Raw genomic sequence first — 17,257 nt, forward strand, 5'->3', positions numbered from 1 at the left:
AGGTAGTTAAATATTACAAATGCTATTGATATATACCTTGGAATCATTACTTTTGTGTATATTTTTATTTTATATATATTTTTCATCGGTCCTTTTAGTACCTAAGGTTCACAATAAGCAAAATTACTATATGTCGTTTTTTAACGTTTTCAAAGTCTTATTATTTCTTTTTTTTGCCGGTCAGCTTTCTGCTCAACCTTGGTTTAACTGGGATTATGTCGGTCCTGATACAATTGCAGTAGGAGCCAATTGTAAGGCACCTCTTAACTGGGGTGGACAAAGTAAAATTTTATGTACGCCTGTCAATCCGCCATCCCAAGTAGTCATCAGTAAGGTATTTAAGAGTATTAGTGGTGGCTATTTCGAAGGTAGTCTGGTGCCGGCAGGTACGACAGTGACTGTTACTTATGAAGCAATGGACAACCAGGGCCATACGGAAACATTTAGTTTTCCGATATATTTCGCAGATAAGACCCCACCAGTGTTTAATGTCAATTCATTACCACCAGATATTACTATTTCTTGTGCAACGAGTCTTACCCAACCTGCCATCACAGCGAGTGATAATTGCACTCCTGCATTTCAGATTCAGATCAGTTCTGAACTCAATTTCCCTCCTTCACCCTGCAGTGGCAATTACGAAAGGAAATTTATAGCCAAAGACGCAGCCGGAAATCAGGCATTCTATATACAACACATTACACTTATAGGTGAGACGATTCGTCCAGTCATCACCACGGAAGCTCAGAATTCTATTAATAACTGCAGTGTTGTAAATGCAAATACTGCATTCAACACATGGATACAAAGTCATGGTGGAGCTGTCGCTACAGACAATTGTGGATTAGGAGGATGGTCTACAATCCCTGCTAATCCTGTTTTCAATAATACATGCAACACTCCGACTACCATCACTTTCGTTGTTTCTGATTTTTGTGGAAATAAGGATAGTACTAATGCAACATTTTCAGTAATTGATACCATTAGTCCGGTTCTGGTACAAAATGCAACCGATAAAATAATAGATTGTGTTACTAATCCTGCCACTTCTCTTGAACAATGGCTCAATAATAAAGGCGGGGCTATAGTCACCGATAATTGTATCGCTTCAGCGGATCTATTAAAAAGCTTTTTATATAACGGAGAAGTAAAAACGATACCTCAACTAAAAGTTATTCTGGCGGCACAGTTAAATGGCCCAACACAGATAGTCAATATAGGTGGGCAGGATTTAACTGTTCGTGCAGCATTGAATATACAATTTAAGATAGCTGATTATTGCGTTCATGAAGTTACCACCTCGGCTATATTCGCAGTGTTAGATACGACTCCTCCGGTGATCACTATGGATGGGCTGGATACTACGACTACGACTTGTGCTCTGGGCAGTCTGGATGAAGATTTTATCCAATGGTATAGCAATGGTGCAGGAGGAGAAGGAATGGATCTTTGTGATTCTGTAGCCTGGTCAGGTAATCCAACAATGCAGGAAGCTCTTGATGAAATTCATTCCAACCCAATCTTATGTAACCAGTCTATCTCAGTGAACTTCCATCTTGTAGATGCCAGTGGCAATATATCAGTAGATAGTTTTACCTCAGTATTCAGGATTTTAGATTCATCCGGACCTGAATTTATAGACACTGTTCAAGATTATCAATTGGTTTGTTCTGGTGGAATAGGAGTGCAGGATAGCTTAGAGTCTTGGATCAATCGTAAAGGAAATGCCTCAATAGAAGACTGCAATAATGGTCAATGGGATCATTTCTCATGGGCAGATAGCCAAGGGAATACAGGAGAAGGTCAATATAATAGTGGGCCATATCCTCAGATATCTGTCAATGGATGTGATCAATTCATAATGGTCAACTTCTTTGCGAAAGATGATTGCAACAATATTTCTTTAGATTCTGCCAGGTTCAATCTGGGAGATAAAGAAGCACCTGTGGCATCAAACATTCCTCAAGATACGATCATCAGCTGTGGAGATAATTTGCCTGTAGGAGAACCAATATTTACAGATAATTGTGCACTTAGTGGTGAAATTGTATTTACCGAGACTTCTACCTATACACCGGGTTTGCTGACCTGTACTCATTTCGATTATACAATCACAAGGACCTGGATGGCTCAGGATGAATGTGGAAATGAAACTACAGTAATTCAAACGATTGAAGTGGTGGACACGCTGGCACCGACTTCAGATATGCCGTTCATAGATCTTGATCTTGACTGTACTGACAACATAGACGATTATTTGATCAATTTTTCAGATCAATGCTCCTCTATTACTGTGGCGCTCGATCAAAGCTCAAGCCAAGGTTCAGACCCAACGCAATGTGAATACTACAATTACCTTATTACACAAGAATTTACAGTAAAAGATGTTTGTGGAAATCAAAGTATTTTCAGTCGTGCCATCACCTTTATTGACTCCAGTGCACCAGAGATAGACAACAGTGAACCTTTAGTATTAAATTGTACTGACAGTGCTCAGATAAGCACTATCATCCAATCATTGGCAAGTGATAACTGTGCTAGTGAACTTTCTACAAGTGTAATAAGAATAGCATCCGGAGGTTCAGATGATTGTACGACCTGGCATGTTGCAAAAATGGGTCATAACAGCGTCAGATCCTTGTGGTAATAGTTCCGAAGATACGATCTCAGTCAATCTGATTGACAATAAAGCTCCTGTGATTATTTCTGCTGCTGATGACCTAACCTTCTATTGCGGAGATGGCTCTGATACGGAAACTTCTTTCAACAATTGGATAAACGATCTGGCAGGTGCGATTGGTGCTGATGACTGCGGCGAGACCTTCTCATTCATTGCAGTTCAAGGCAGCTATGACATTAATGATAAAAATACATTTCCAGGAAAGCTTCCTGCCATTTCTGATATTCAAAGTTGTACAAACGGAGCTGTAAGCCAACTTAACATCGATGTTGTGTTCTATGACCATTGTTATAACACTGCGGTTACATCAGCTTCTTATAAAGTTTTAGACACGATAGCGCCTGTCTTAATTTATTGCCCGGCTGATACCGTAATTATTTCTTCCGGAAATGACTGTAAGGCTGATTTTATTCTGAATCTCCCTGCTGTGCTTGACCTTTGTGCCAATGTGACTGCTGACTCCACTATGTCTTCAAGCGTCAATGTTACTTCCGACAATCCTGGAAATAGTCTGACTCCTGTCAATCCTGCCATCATCACTTTCAGTGGATTTAACAACAATGGTGCATTTGCAAGTTATGCTTCCGGGGGACTTACTATAGAAGTCCTAAATGGCGATATAGAAGGAAGCCTTGAGTTTTTTAATATTTATGATGAAGACAATAATCTCCTTGGACAGACTGCATTAAGTGATGCCCAATGTGGTAACTCCTCAATTAATATTCCATATTCTGAAAGTCAGTTTAATAACTGGTTAGCAGATGGTACGATCCACTTTATTGCAGTTCCTAATGATCCTTCTCCACAGGATGGAGGATTTACGATCAATGATATTTGCTCTGGAACGAGGATAGAAGCGGCAATACCAGTGATATGGAATGAAAATGCTTCATTGAAATATAGCTATAAACTAGACACAAATGAGGTGGTCGATCTCGATCCATTATCTCTGCCCATACTTTCATTAAAGGAAGGAATACACACTATCATTTATGAAATTAAAGATTGCAGTGAAAATATAATTACTTGCACTCAATCTATTCAAATAAAAGATACCATAGCGCCTGTCATAGTTTGCGGTAATGATATTAATTTAACATTGAACGAACAGACATGTGAGGCATCCATCAAAGTACCACTGCCTATTTCTATTTTTGACAATTGTGGTCTTGCTAACGATTTCGAATTTAATGTTCCCATAGATACTGCAGCAGCTTGGCTAACTTTTGCTGCCAATCCAAATCTTCAGAATTTCATTGCTCAAGAAAAAAATTATACATTTTATAATGTTGGCGGCAATGTGACGAATCCTGTCTTATTAAATATATTTTTAAAAGGTGATATTGAAAGCGGGGGAGAATATTATACAATATTTGGAGAAGACGGCATAGCCCTTGGTACCACTGAAGCAGGCCTTGGTAATGTCCTTACAGGTAATTGTAATAAAGTATCTACGACCTATTTCAATATTCCCCCTGCCAAATTTAACCAATGGGCTATTGATGGCTCAATCACATTGAAAGCAGTTGCAAACATTGATTTTACAATACCTCCGGGTAATAATCTGAGTGGTATAAATCCATGTAATCCCAATACCGTCGATGCTGATGGCGAGACAGACAGCACTTCATATATGTTTATGCAGCTTAAATATAGCAGCTATACTCCACCATCTTATTTCGCATCCGGAGCGACGACCGTACCTTTGACAGTTTTACCTCCTCCATTTGATCCTCCTGCCATCGACTTTAAAGCAGGTGAGACCTATTTTTCATATGTGATCTCAGATATTTCAGGGAATAGTGATACATGTACTATTCTGGTGACAGTAAGAGACACAATAGCTCCAAAGGCAATTTGCAAAAATGCTACGGTCCACGTTCATCCAAGCGGCATCATTCCTGCTATACTTTATCCTGATCAAATCGATGGGGGAAGCTTTGATAATTGTGTGATAGATACAATGTATGTAAGCCCATCCTCATTCACATGCGCTGATATCGGTAGCCAGGTTGAAGTTACTCTTTTTGTAGTAGATTTATCAGGCCTGATCGATTCCTGCAAAACTTTAATCCTGGTAGATGATGCTGTGATCAATCCAAGCTATAGCCTCGGCTTATGTGATAATGACAGTTTAAGATTATTTGCAAATATTCCGGATACAGATCTTTTCGATCAATATACTTATTCGTGGGTTGGTCCTAATAATTTTAATTCGAATGTAGCCAATCCAATTATTCCAAATGCTTCATCCATCAATTCAGGTTCTTATAAACTTACAGTGACAGGTTTCAATGGCTGTGGTGGTGATGGAGTTGTCCAGGTATATATTAATGATGAGATCAATACACCTATCATTGGAGCTATGGATTCCTCTGTATGCGCAGGTTCCGGTATCATGCTCTTCACTCAGCCTTATACCGGCAATATTCAATATAAGTGGTTCGAAGGGCAGGCTCCAAACGGCACCCTACTTGATTCTACTATTGTTCCACAATACTCAGTAACAAGAACTCAGGGTAACTATTTGTTTTATGTCATAATTTCGGAAAACGATTGTATTTCCAATCCATCCGCCAGTGTTTCTATAGAAGTCATGGATATTCCGGTAGCTATAGTTGACGCTGCGATCATTGAAGTATGTGAAGGTGGAAGCATCATACTCGGTACCCCTCTCACCAACTATAAATATAGCTGGACTGGTCCAAATGGTTTCACTTCATTTCTTCAGTATCCTACGGCGATAACTCCTGCTACACTTAATGACGCAGGTGACTATAGCCTGGTAGTGAATAGGGACAACTGTGCATCTGAAACTGTTATGGTTAAGGTTACAGTATCAAAGCGACCACCTGCTCCGACTCCTACTTCTAACGGGCCAGTGTGCAACAATAAAGAATTAAGACTGACATCCAACATTATTTCAAATGTAGACTCTTTTATATGGAAAAGGCCAAACGGTCAGCTTATCACTACAGCCTCCAACCCACTGATTATCTCAAATGCAGGTAGCGCAGATAATGGCCTATGGACATTGATCTTAAAATCTGGTGGATGCACTTCCCTGGAATCTTTACCACTGAATGTTGAGGTAACGCAAGAGAGCGAAGTTGTAATTAATTATGAAAGTCCTCTTTGTGAAGGAGATAGTGTGAGACTTACTACTGGTCTTTATCCGGGAGCCACTTACAAATGGTCAGGACCAGCCGGATTTACATCTACAGCTACCAACCCTAAGGTCAAGGCTGCTTTTGGGACATACTCCGTGACTATCACCACATCTGCAGGATGTATAGCTATTGGCAGTGTACAATTGGACCTGAACATAAAACCAAAAATTACGAATATTACTTCTGATGCAGAGAATTGTCAATTCCCGGATGATTTGATCAATTTTAATTATACGACAAGTATTACCGAAGGAGAACTTAGTTTCTTTTGGAAAGGCCCGGGCGGATTCCAAAGTACTGATGCGCACCCAACGATTACGCCAGCTTTAGGTATAAATGGTATATATAGCCTGGTAGTTACTTCAGCACTAGGTTGTAAATCAGATACTGCTAAAATTACAATTTCGATTTCTATAGCACCGGCTCAACCCATTATTCAGGGCGAAGCAAAAGTATGCAGTGGAAGTGGAGTCACACTTACTGCTGCAAATCTTCCTGTGATCGGCAAATACATTTGGTCGACACCTGCAGGGGATGTGACGACAACAGCCAATACCATTAACATTGCCAATGTCCAGCAGGCCAATAGTGGCGATTATACTGTAATCTTTGTACAAGACAATTGCCAGTCTAAACCTTCCAATCCATTTAATGTAAATGTCGTCAACACACCACCACAACCATTGATCATTGGAGATCCGACAGTCTGTCTAAACGATTCCATTATACTAGAAATTAGTAATCCACCTAATTATACATATCAGTGGACAGGCCCGGGAGGTATGACTTCAAGTCAGAAAAAATGGATCATATTTCCGGCACAAAGTAGTAATGCAGGCAGTTACTTCCTGACTCTTGTCAATGATGGTTGTACTTCTGTTACATCAGATGCTTTCCAACTGACCATAAATTTACCACCGGCAGCCCCTTTAATGGCTGAGCCTATTGGGTCTATCTGCGTAAATGAAGAAGGTGCAGTACTTACACTTTGCGTGACACCAGGATCTGCAACACCTGGTGCTAACTACACATTTTACAACAGCGCTTTGACTCAGCCTATTGGCGGACCTACTAACGGTCTTTGTATAAATGTGACCGATTTCAACAGTTTTATCAACGGTAATAATAGTTTCTATGCTATTGCCGCTCTTAATACATGCGCCTCAGCTCAATCTATTCCTGTAGCGGTAGTAATAAACCGTCCTCCAGAAGAGAATGCTGTAACAGGTAAAGTGAAGTATGCTTGCGATGGAAATACTACGACTCTTCAGGCAAATAGTGTATTTATAGCAAAGGGAACCTGGACTCCATTGACTGCAGGTGTGTTGATATCTTCTCCGAATGATCCCAATACAACAGTGACCAATTTGGCCTCCGGAAAAAATGTCTTCGTATGGAGCCTTGATTATAAAGATTGTTTAAACTATAGTCGAGACACAATGATCGTTTGGGTGCCTGGAGAGATTACTTCATTGGATGACATCTTCCGCATGAAAGAAAGTGGTGAAGGATTCATAAATGTATTGGTCAATGATAATTTCAATACGCCGATAAGTCTTGACATACTTAATGATGTTAAGAACGGATCTGTTGAAATCCAAGATGATAAAACAATATTGTACATACCTAATGGTAGCTCTGATTTCGATAAATTTACTTACCAAATATGCGTAGCCGGATGTCCTCAGATATGCGCTCATGCAGATGTTTTGATCGATATCGATAAGGTAAATGATTGTAGTATTCCAAATATCATTACTCCAAATAATGACAGAGTAAATGATGTATTGAGAATTTCATGCCTTGAAGATTTTGCGGTCAACAATAGTAAACTAGCCATTTTCAACGAATGGGGAAGTATGGTATATGAAGCAGCTCCATATAAAAACGATTGGGACGGTAAGTTCAAAGGTTCGGATCTTCCTTCAGGTACTTACTTTTATGTTTTCGATGCGGGCGACGGGAGCACAGTGCAGAAGGGATTTTTAATAATAAAAAGATAATCGATCAGAGATATGAGATCAATAATTATAGCTTTAATAGTATCGGTAGTTCTAAACATTGGATATGGTCAGCAAGAAAGACAGTATAGCCAGTTTATGTACAATAAACTTGCTATAAATCCGGCATTCGCAGGAGCACTTCCTTCCACATCCTTTGGATTATTGTACAGAAACCAATGGATGGGCTTCGAAGGGTCGCCTGTCACTCAATCTTTATCCGCTAATATTCCATTTCTGGATCAAAGAGTTGGCGTAGGAGCCAATCTTATTCACAGCACTATAGGCATATCAGATATGTGGACTTTGAGTGGTATGTATGCTTATCGTCTTCCCATGGGCAACGGCTTCATAAGTGGTGGTCTGGAAGGAAGTATCAGATATTATGGTGTTGATTACAGCAACAATAGTCTAAGAGCAGACCAGAATCTAGCCGCGGATAATGCAGTTTTGGTAGAAAATAATACTAAAGTAGTTCCAAATCTTGGGTTGGGAGCATATTACGCAGACAAGTCATTTTATATTGGTATTTCGGCACCAAGATTATTGCAATCGAATATAGATTTCAACGATGTATTACTTATATCGAGAGAAGTAATACATTTCTACCTGATGTCAGGCTATTCCATTGAAGCAAATGAAGAATTATTCTTTACACCACAGGTCAATTTAAAATTTGCCAAAAACAGTCCTGTCAGTCTTGACGCCAACTTGATGGTTGATTTTGGATTGAAATATAATGCCGGGGTCTCATATAGAACAGGAGGAATAAACTCAACATTGGGTGAATCTATAGACATATTGTTTGGTATGAAAGTCATTCAACCACTCTTTCTTGGCTTGTCATATGATATACAGATTGGCGATCTGGGCAGGTATAACAAAGGGAGTATCGAGTGCTTTTTGAGATATAGCCTTCCCGGAGATTATGATGTAGATGTTCAAAACCCAAGATTTTTTTAAGCAATGCATATGTATCATTTTTTCACAATAAGCTATTATAAACAGCGGGTCATTATCATTGGATTGATAGCGTTTCAGTGCTTTTACTTGACAGCACAGAATAATGATATTCTTTCTGATATCATGAACGGTCAGTTCAATGACTACGAAATAATTAATCAAAGCGGCATAAATACTTCAGCGCTGGAATTTTCTCCTTGTATCTATTTGGACAGTCTCGTATATGTAGCTAATGGAAGAACTGAAGGTAGAAAGTCGAAATCACAAGCTGCATCCTATTTTAATTTGTACAAAACGTTCATTGATCAGGAAAATCACCTTGTGGGTGAAACTCCACTTTCGGGAGTATTGAACTCTACATTTCATGAAGGCCCACTTGCTTTTAATAAAGAAGGAACGGAAGTGTTTTTCACCAGAAATAACCAGGTTGAAGGAGCCAGGAATCAAAAAAAGATGAACTTAAGCATTTTTACTTCAACCAAAGTAAATGGTATTTGGTCAAAGCCAATAGAATTATTTGCCTCTAATAATGAATTTTCCTTTTGCCATCCTAGCCTAAATAGTGCTGGAGACAGATTATATTTTTCTTCAAATATGCCTGGAGGTTATGGTAATTATGACCTTTATTTTATTGAAAAAGTAACAGGTATCTGGTCCAGCCCTATCAATGTCGGCAGTGTCGTCAATACCGGTGATAATGAATTATTTCCAAATTTATTAAGTGATGAAACATTATCTTTTAGCAGCAATAGGCCCAATGGTCTCGGCGGTCTGGATATTTATGTAGCTGAACTTAAAGATGGCAAGGCATATTCTACGGAACTGCTGCCTGAGCCTCTAAATAGCGGAAGCGATGATATTAGTTTAGTGATAAGTCCTGATCCTTCAGTTGCCTTTTTCACATCTTCACGCCCGGGTGGAGCAGGACAGGATGATATATATGCTATTCTTCCTAAAAAACAAAAGCCGTCCACACCTGTCGATCAAAGCTTTGTAGTGATGGATAGTATTAAATTAAAAAGATTGGCTAATGTTACGATTACTATATCTACAGACGATGGCAATCCAGTTTATTCAGGATTGACTGATAGAAATGGATCCCTCAAAGCAAAACTTCAGGAAGGCAAATCTTATAAATATGAGACTACAATTTTGGGATATAAGAAGGTACAGAATAATTTTATTCCTGGCCAGGCAATGACACTAAGACTTCTTTCTGATGCCTGTATTAGCCTAAAAGGTGTAGCGATGGATAAAGAAAAAAATAAGCCACTTACAAACATTGAAGTCAATCTAGTTCTTGACTGTGAAGATGAAGTTATGACTAGAATTACTGATGGTAGTGGTGCATTTGAATTTTGCGTCCCTCAGGATTGTCGTTCTTTCATTAGTTCCAGAGCAAAAGATTATTATGACCTGAAATTAAATCTGGCGACTATGACTGAAGAACAGCAGATAACGCTTGAATTTATTAAAGAACAAGTTTCCATTCTGAAGGATCCTATCAAGGTAGGAGGTACCATTATTCTCGAAAATATTTATTACGATTTTAATAAATCTACTATTCGCCCAGGGACTGAAAGAGAGCTGAACGAGCTTGCCACCTTACTTGAACAGAATCCAAACATGGAAATAAAGCTGGTTGCACATACAGACTCAAGAGGTGACGCTAAGGAAAATGTAACCTTATCTTTGTCACGTGCTCAGGAAGCTAAAAACTATCTTATTTCTAAAGGAGTGGGGGGAGATAAAATTTCGATCGAAGGCAGAGGAGAGACTCAGCCACGCAATAGATGTAAAGATGGTGTCAACTGTACAGAGGAAGAACACCAGTACAACCGCAGGATGGAGGTAATAATTAAGAAAAAATAAGATCCAAATATCTTTTTGAATAGTACATTTGCCCACTGATAAACTGTATTTACTATGTCTAATAAGAATAAACTTCAGCGCTTTGCTGAAGTTGCCATGTTGCCCAATGTATACGAAAATCATGAATTTCATGACCCACACATTGATGATGCAATGGGCAATAGAATGGATATCAAAGGGCATTGGAATGATCTTGTATTCAAGACTGCAAGACCAATAGTTCTAGAATTAGCCTGTGGAAAGGGTGAATACACTACCCATCTGGCTCAGGCTCATCCCGAGAATAATTATATAGGCATAGATATTAAGGGTGCCCGCATCTGGATAGGGGCTACTATGGCAGACAAACTAGGTCTTGACAATGTTGCTTTTCTGCGCATCAGGATCGAATTGATTGAAGCTTTTTTTGCAGAAAATGAAGTGTCAGAGATATGGATAACTTTTCCAGATCCCTTTCTTAGAGACAGCAAGTCAAACAGGCGACTTACCTCACATCCTTTCCTGGACAGGTACCTTGGAGTCTTAAAAGCTGGTGCCATCGTACATTTGAAGACCGATGACCCAACCCTTTATGCTTTTACACAGGATGTTTTGGCTGAAAGAAACGATTACAAAATCTTGGAAACTACAGCGGATTTCTATGGAGATGTCATCCCGAGCCCTGAGACCCACCTGCTCACATTCTACGAGAAGCAACATCTAGCGGCAGGGAAAAAGATAACGTATACGAAGTTTGTGATTGCTATTTTATAGCTGATGGCTGATGGCTGACAGCTGATGGCTCTGCTTTGGAAAATAGATTCATTTGATTCCGAGGTTTAATCGAAAAGGGGGTAATTGAAATGACGGATTAACTACGAAACTTTTCTAAAAATAGTTAAATGCTGGTGGCTAATAGCTGATGGTGGCGTTGGATGTTCTCCAAATGAATGAAATGGAAAATTGAAAATGAGGCGGAATGATGGATATAATTTAATTTGCGGACCAGATAAAGCTATTGCTGATGACTACTGACTTTCTGGGAACTTAGGTTGGTTTGATTTCAACTGACTACCGATTACCGATTACCGATTACTGACTACTGCTCCATTCACCATTCAATCCCTACATTTTCTTTTTCCGCTCCCAATGATTCTGCTCATTCAGTTCCGCCACGATGGCCTGGTAATTCTGATAACGAATATCATTGATGGTGCCATCTTCTAGTCCTGCTATTACAGCACAACCTGGTTCGTTCATGTGTGTGCATTTAGCTGAGAATCGACATTCATCAGAAAGGGCGAAAAATTCTCTAAAGTTGTGCGCGACATCCATTGGAGTTAGATTATTGTAGGAAAGTGTCTTGATGCCGGGAGTATCGATGATGGATCCACCTTCCTTTAGTTCAAACATCTCTGCAAAGGTCGTGGTATGCACTCCTTTTCCGCTGTGTGAAGAGATTTCTTTAGTTTTTAAATTGAGATGGGGAAACATCGCCTGCACCAAACTACTTTTTCCAACACCTGATTGACCGCCAACGAGTGTTGTTTTTCCTATCAAGGCATTTTTTAATTCATCAACTCCAGTGAGGTCCATAGCGGATACTCCAAAAGTAGTATAGCCTATAGATTCATAAAGTTCTCTGAAGTAATTCATGACGAGCATGGATTCATTATTGTAAATGTCAACTTTATTGAAAACAATAATAGCTGGAACATCGTGTGGCTCCGTCATAAGTAAGTATCGATCTATAAAACCCGGCTTCAATGATGGGTCCTGTACGGTGACAATGACAAGCGCTTGATCTATATTCGCAGCTATCAGATGCAAGTGGTGCTTCATTCTCGGAGACTGTCGTACGATGTAATTTCGCCGCGGTTCGATGGTCTTGATGATGCCCTTTCGCTCTCCGGATTCTATTTCATAGGTTACAATATCTCCAACAGCAACTGGGTTGGTGAGCTCAAATTCCTTCATGCGGAATTTGCCCAATATCCTGCATTCTATATAGCTATCGTCTTCGGCTTTGACAGAATACCAACTTCCGGTGGACTTTGTGACGATACCTCTCAAAATGTGTGTGTTGGTGTGGAAGCAGCATGAACTGCAGCAGCAATATCTTCAATTAATGAAGCATCCTTTTCGATAGCATTTCCTACCACAATGATGTCTGCACCTGCCTCTGCTGATATTTTTGCTGTATTCGGAGTTCGAATCCCACCTCCGACAATAAGTGGAGAGGAAATGACATTATTTACAGCAGTGATCATCTCTGGTTCTACAGGATTGAGTGCGCCACTCCCTGCATCCAGAAACATCATTCTAAGACCAAGCATTTCACCGGCCATCGCTGTGCATGCCGCTATATCAGGTTTATTGGAAGGAATGGGTTGTGTGTTGCTGATATAACTAACGGTGGTTTTTACTCCGCCATCGATCAGCATGTATCCAGTGGGAAGAATCTCCAATGGGCTGAATTTTAAATATGGGGCAGCCAGTACATGATTGCCGATAAGTAGCTCTGAATTACGGCCTGAGATCAACGAAAGAAAGAGAATAGCGTCGGCTTTATAGCTTAGTTGATAAGAATTGCCGGGAAAAAGTATAGTTGGAATATTACAGGCTTCTTTTATGGCGATGAGGCTTTTGTCCAGCATGTCGCTTACCACCAGGCTTCCTCCAATGAAGAAATAATCTACTCCTGCATCGATAGATGATTGCAATACTTTATCCATATTTGATAGTCTCAACTTGTCAGGATCTAGCAGCACAGCAAAGCGCTTCTTGCCCTGATCTTTATCTACGACCATCTGTTGGTGTATTTCTCTTAAATACATTTGATAAAATTTATGTGCCTAAGGGCAAATTATTGTTTCAAAATCCGGGTTCAAGTGCTGAATAGAATCTCAAAATTAAGGATTTTATATTCAAACATAGAGAAAAAGCAATCTGTTCATTAAAACTGATTGTTAAATAGTATTTATAGAGCTGTTTATAGATTAGATTAACTAATATTTATTGGCTGATATTAAACTTAAAATAGTACTTAAATTTTCTTTTCAATTTTAAAAATGTTTCGTTTACCATATCCTCAGATCGATAATAAGGCGCTGTTTCCATCTCACAATAGCCGTAGATCATATCTTTAATAGAAAAATCATTTGTACTCAATACGAACTTGCCCACTATGACAGGAATGTCCAATGAATTGGTGAGTGTATCCTCATTTCTTAATTTAAGTATATTGTCCTCCTTGTAATATTCTCTAAAGGAAGAGGTCACGCTGTTGCCGATTATGAAATGGTCGATGAATTCATTACCAAATATCTGTCCTAAGGAAATTTGTAAAGTATCAATTGATTTAATCGCATTGACGAGCATATAGTCTCTATTACTTTGTTCAAATTCTCTGAAACTCTTTTCTTCTTCACTTTCTTCATAAATACCGAGAATTTCAATATTACTTAGATCATTGAATACCAGTTCATTCAGATTCAAGGTATCAATCTCAAATAAGGAAAAAATAGCTATTTGTGAGGTCTGATCACCTTTTTCCCATTTATTAAAAAACTCTAGCAATACTTCAGGGAATTTATTTCTTTCCGCAATGTATTTTTCCGGAAGGCTTGGATCTATGGATATTTGGGCAGAAGACCGATTGGTCGGTGATAAAAAAATCAGTATTACAATAATATATTTCAATGGCTTGAAGTTTGAGATGATCAATATTCTATCGCAAATATATGTATAATATGAAGTGCTTAAACTACTTGATTTTCAGAAATTATTTGGTGTCGATGGGGAATTATTTTTCTCGGAATGGTTCGACAATGAATATGGATATTAGAAAGATTGGAAACCGAAGATTTAGCTTTTGGCATACTTAAATGCCATTCTTTGTTCGTCTTTTAAGGCTCCTGTTATGTTTCGAATCATAATGATTAATCGGAGGTGCACATATTCATTATTATCAGAATGACAAGTCAACAGTCTTTTATATGGAATTTTAACAAAAGTTAATCTTACGCACTTATTCACTCAAGTTATTGAACAGATTTAAATGAAATTATTTTGTTCCTTTTATTCATTAGATTCGAGTTTTTTATACTGATTCCTGCCTGTTGAGCTCTCCATAAGAACGATTGTAGGACGGCCCACAGCAAGACCCATTTTTAATCCACACCTAAAATAATACTCCTTTCCTTTCTCCACATTGATTGTAACAGAGGTGGCAGTTTCAGTTTTGCCCCAAAATTTGTGTTCACCAAATGATGTGATCTTATATGCAAAAACTCCACTATCAGTTGCTTTTCCAATGATTGAATCCTCGTCCATTCTTATTTTATAAGTAATCAAACTTCCCTGATAATTGTGTGGCCTGTAAAAGTAAACCATCGCATAATCAGTATTTTCGCTCAATTGTGATTTGTTTTCAAGTGCCTTTGCTGCCAAAAGCTGATTTGTCTCCTCATTATAATTACGATAGAGCTTTGCTTTTAACCTATAACAATTGCTTAAATTAGTTCCTGGCCTCAAAATTTTGGTTAATTTGAGAATATTAGCTCCAGAATTCCTTGCTTCTGATTTGGCAGTTTTTAAAACTTCGAAATAATCGCAATCAGTTGAAAATCCTGTGTCTCCGACCTTAATTTCACCTATAAATTCTGATCCTTCGGGGGCGGACTCCTTAACTTTAAATACCAAGACTTCAGTAGAAGTGTCCAAGGGATCATATTTAACATCGCCAGTCAATTTACTTTTAACCTTTGGTGAACAGGATTGAATCAGAAAAATAGCTATTAAGAAAAGCGCTGTTTGAAATTTCATGTGAAATATCTTTAAGAGATTTTAAGCCTCAAAGAAAATTAAAAAAATTAATTTCTGGATCCACATCACATACATTTCTGGGTAAAATTTTAAACCTGAGGGGCATTAAGCTAGTGATTAAGTTATAAAAACATATTTCTCTTTCATCCTGGCACAAAAAAAAGGCAGGTTTTGCAACCTGCCCTTATAAATCTTACAATATATCAGAAATTATTTTCCTGAAGCAACTGTATCAGAAAGGCTTTTTCCTGGCTTGAATCTAGCAACTTTTTTAGCTGCGATCTTGATTTCATTACCAGTTCTAGGGTTTCTACCAGTTCTTGCACTTCTTTTAGAAATAGAAAAAGTACCGAAACCGATAAGAGTTACTTTATCACCTTTTTTCAAAGCACTTGTAATTGCTTTAATTGTAGCATCTAATGCACCACCAGCTTGAGTTTTAGTAATTTTAGCTGAGTCTGCAATCTTGCTGATCAAATCTCCTTTGTTCATGATTGATTGTTTTAGTTATTATTAAAATTTTATAATGGCAAAGATATTGTTATTTTCAATATAATTTACTTTTTTGATTTTTTATTTTCGACCAAATGCCGCATTAACATTAATATTTTGTTAAAATTTAACGTTCAAACCCACTTAGACCGCCCTATTTCGATTTTTATGTCCTTGTAATCCAATATATATAAGGACATTAGAAGATTATTGTTTTCTATATATGAAAAGTTTTAGAAATTTATTTTTTAAACCAAATACTTTATATTATCTTTGCGCTCCATTATAGTTAAATTTTATTCAAAACATATATCATGGCACATCATAAGTCATCTTTAAAAAGAATCAGACAAGAGTCTAAACGTCGTATCCAGAACAGATATTATAAGAAGTCTACCCGTACGTTGATCAAGAAGTTAAGAGATCTGACAGATAAGTCAGAAGCTACTACACTACTTCCTAAAGTCATCAGTATGTTAGACAGATTGGCGAAGAACAATAATATCCACAAAAATAAAGCAGGTAACCTTAAGAGTAGCCTTACTAAATTAGTATCAGCTATCTAAGCGTTAGTTCTAAAGATATAAAGCCGGATTACTGCAAAGTAATCCGGCTTTTTTTATGTCTTATAGTGAAATGCAACTCTCCAATACTAATTTATGTTCCTAAGTAATCATCCTTCATATAGATTTATATTTCTGGATTTTATTCTGTCATCTTCCTTTATCATTTTACTTTAACATTTTAACTTTACTTTATGTGGTCAGAAACAAATAACAAACTGGAGCGCACCTTTGAATTCAAAGATTTCAAAGAATCAATAGCTTTTATCCAACTCGTCGCCTTTGCTGCTGAAAAGATGGATCATCATCCGGAGATCTATAATTTATACAATAAGGTTGAACTAAAGCTATGCACTCATAGTGCTGGTGATACCATTACCGCCAAGGATAAAAAACTTGCTGCCGAGATCGATGTGATCTATGATGGTCACTTTAATAATGGTAAATAAAAAAACTATACCTTTCCTCACATCCTTACTTTTATTCCGGAAATTGGTAACCTGCCTGCAGTGTGATCAATATTACGATATACAGTAATAAGGAAACTGTAAGTATAAAGTTGGCATTCTAAACAATCAATAAAATGCAGAAAACGCTGACTACGTAATTTTTAAACTATTTTTATAATATGACGGACTTATTTGAACATGTCTTTTGGCCAGTTACAGCCTAATTATGTTGGCCTATTCTTACCATCATTTTCAATTCTCA

At 38.0% G+C, this 17,257-nt stretch carries 12 protein-coding genes; 7 read left to right on the forward strand and 5 right to left on the reverse strand.

Going from position 1 to position 17,257, the window contains the following annotated elements; translation table 11 throughout:
- Window positions 1–130: 130 nt before the first annotated feature.
- The 5 genes from IPI15_RS15065 to trmB all read left to right on the forward strand — a co-directional run bounded on the left by IPI15_RS15065 (window position 131) and on the right by trmB (window position 11,438).
- Window positions 131–2,647: a hypothetical protein gene (locus IPI15_RS15065; protein WP_287421059.1), complete on the forward strand. Its 2,517-nt coding sequence runs from the start codon at window positions 131–133 to the stop codon at window positions 2,645–2,647.
- Entirely contained in the window at window positions 2,604–7,853 is a 5,250-nt protein-coding gene (locus IPI15_RS15070) for a T9SS type B sorting domain-containing protein (protein ID WP_287421061.1), read from the forward strand. Before IPI15_RS15065 ends, IPI15_RS15070 begins: the two co-directional genes overlap by 44 nt.
- Before the next feature lie 12 nt (window positions 7,854–7,865).
- Entirely contained in the window at window positions 7,866–8,813 is a 948-nt protein-coding gene (locus IPI15_RS15075; protein ID WP_287421063.1) for a PorP/SprF family type IX secretion system membrane protein, read from the forward strand.
- A gap of 87 nt (window positions 8,814–8,900) precedes the next feature.
- Window positions 8,901–10,685: an OmpA family protein gene (locus tag IPI15_RS15080; protein WP_287421065.1), complete on the forward strand. Its 1,785-nt coding sequence runs from the start codon at window positions 8,901–8,903 to the stop codon at window positions 10,683–10,685.
- Window positions 10,686–10,739: 54 nt separating this feature from the next.
- Window positions 10,740–11,438 (forward strand): tRNA (guanosine(46)-N7)-methyltransferase TrmB, encoded by a 699-nt coding sequence (trmB, locus tag IPI15_RS15085; RefSeq protein ID WP_287421067.1) that lies wholly within the window; start codon window positions 10,740–10,742, stop codon window positions 11,436–11,438.
- A 351-nt stretch (window positions 11,439–11,789) separates the two neighbouring features.
- On the opposite strand, the gene rsgA is transcribed toward trmB, so the two are convergent.
- The 5 genes from rsgA to IPI15_RS15110 form a co-directional block, all read right to left on the reverse strand.
- Window positions 11,790–12,737, reverse strand: a complete 948-nt coding sequence (rsgA, locus tag IPI15_RS15090) for a ribosome small subunit-dependent GTPase A (protein WP_287421069.1) — start codon at window positions 12,735–12,737, stop codon at window positions 11,790–11,792.
- Window positions 12,734–13,501, reverse strand: coding sequence for a phosphoglycerol geranylgeranyltransferase (locus IPI15_RS15095; RefSeq protein ID WP_287421071.1), 768 nt, complete (start codon window positions 13,499–13,501; stop codon window positions 12,734–12,736). Before IPI15_RS15095 ends, rsgA begins: the two co-directional genes overlap by 4 nt.
- A gap of 178 nt (window positions 13,502–13,679) precedes the next feature.
- Window positions 13,680–14,366, reverse strand: coding sequence for a hypothetical protein (locus IPI15_RS15100; RefSeq protein WP_287405359.1), 687 nt, complete (start codon window positions 14,364–14,366; stop codon window positions 13,680–13,682).
- A gap of 378 nt (window positions 14,367–14,744) precedes the next feature.
- The gene (locus IPI15_RS15105; protein ID WP_287405360.1) at window positions 14,745–15,491 is read right to left on the reverse strand and encodes a DUF2846 domain-containing protein; all 747 of its coding nucleotides are present in this window, start codon (window positions 15,489–15,491) and stop codon (window positions 14,745–14,747) included.
- Between the two features lie 210 nt (window positions 15,492–15,701).
- Window positions 15,702–15,983, reverse strand: coding sequence for an HU family DNA-binding protein (locus tag IPI15_RS15110; protein ID WP_287405361.1), 282 nt, complete (start codon window positions 15,981–15,983; stop codon window positions 15,702–15,704).
- A 314-nt stretch (window positions 15,984–16,297) separates the two neighbouring features.
- On the opposite strand from IPI15_RS15110, the gene rpsT reads away from it, so the two are divergent.
- Both rpsT and IPI15_RS15120 read left to right on the forward strand, forming a co-directional pair.
- Window positions 16,298–16,549, forward strand: coding sequence for a 30S ribosomal protein S20 (gene rpsT, locus IPI15_RS15115; RefSeq protein WP_287405362.1), 252 nt, complete (start codon window positions 16,298–16,300; stop codon window positions 16,547–16,549).
- Between the two features lie 191 nt (window positions 16,550–16,740).
- Window positions 16,741–16,995: a 4a-hydroxytetrahydrobiopterin dehydratase gene (locus IPI15_RS15120; protein ID WP_287405363.1), complete on the forward strand. Its 255-nt coding sequence runs from the start codon at window positions 16,741–16,743 to the stop codon at window positions 16,993–16,995.
- The last annotated feature ends 262 nt before the right edge of the window (window positions 16,996–17,257 follow it).

It is taken from the genome of Candidatus Brachybacter algidus, assembly GCF_016707225.1.
GTDB lineage: Bacteria > Bacteroidota > Bacteroidia > Chitinophagales > Saprospiraceae > Parvibacillus > Parvibacillus algidus.

Bases quoted from the DNA above. Each gene is read 5' to 3' on its own strand.
- IPI15_RS15110 (WP_287405361.1), bottom strand. From the start codon at position 15,983: ATGAACAAAGGAGATTTGATCAGCAAGATTGCAGACTCAGCTAAAATT.
- IPI15_RS15120 (WP_287405363.1), top strand. From the start codon at position 16,741: ATGTGGTCAGAAACAAATAACAAACTGGAGCGCACCTTTGAATTCAAA.
- rpsT (WP_287405362.1), top strand. From the start codon at position 16,298: ATGGCACATCATAAGTCATCTTTAAAAAGAATCAGACAAGAGTCTAAA.
- IPI15_RS15065 (WP_287421059.1), top strand. From the start codon at position 131: ATGTCGTTTTTTAACGTTTTCAAAGTCTTATTATTTCTTTTTTTTGCC.
- IPI15_RS15105 (WP_287405360.1), bottom strand. From the start codon at position 15,491: ATGAAATTTCAAACAGCGCTTTTCTTAATAGCTATTTTTCTGATTCAA.
- trmB (WP_287421067.1), top strand. From the start codon at position 10,740: ATGTCTAATAAGAATAAACTTCAGCGCTTTGCTGAAGTTGCCATGTTG.
- IPI15_RS15075 (WP_287421063.1), top strand. From the start codon at position 7,866: ATGAGATCAATAATTATAGCTTTAATAGTATCGGTAGTTCTAAACATT.
- IPI15_RS15070 (WP_287421061.1), top strand. From the start codon at position 2,604: ATGTTGCAAAAATGGGTCATAACAGCGTCAGATCCTTGTGGTAATAGT.
- IPI15_RS15095 (WP_287421071.1), bottom strand. From the start codon at position 13,501: ATGTATTTAAGAGAAATACACCAACAGATGGTCGTAGATAAAGATCAG.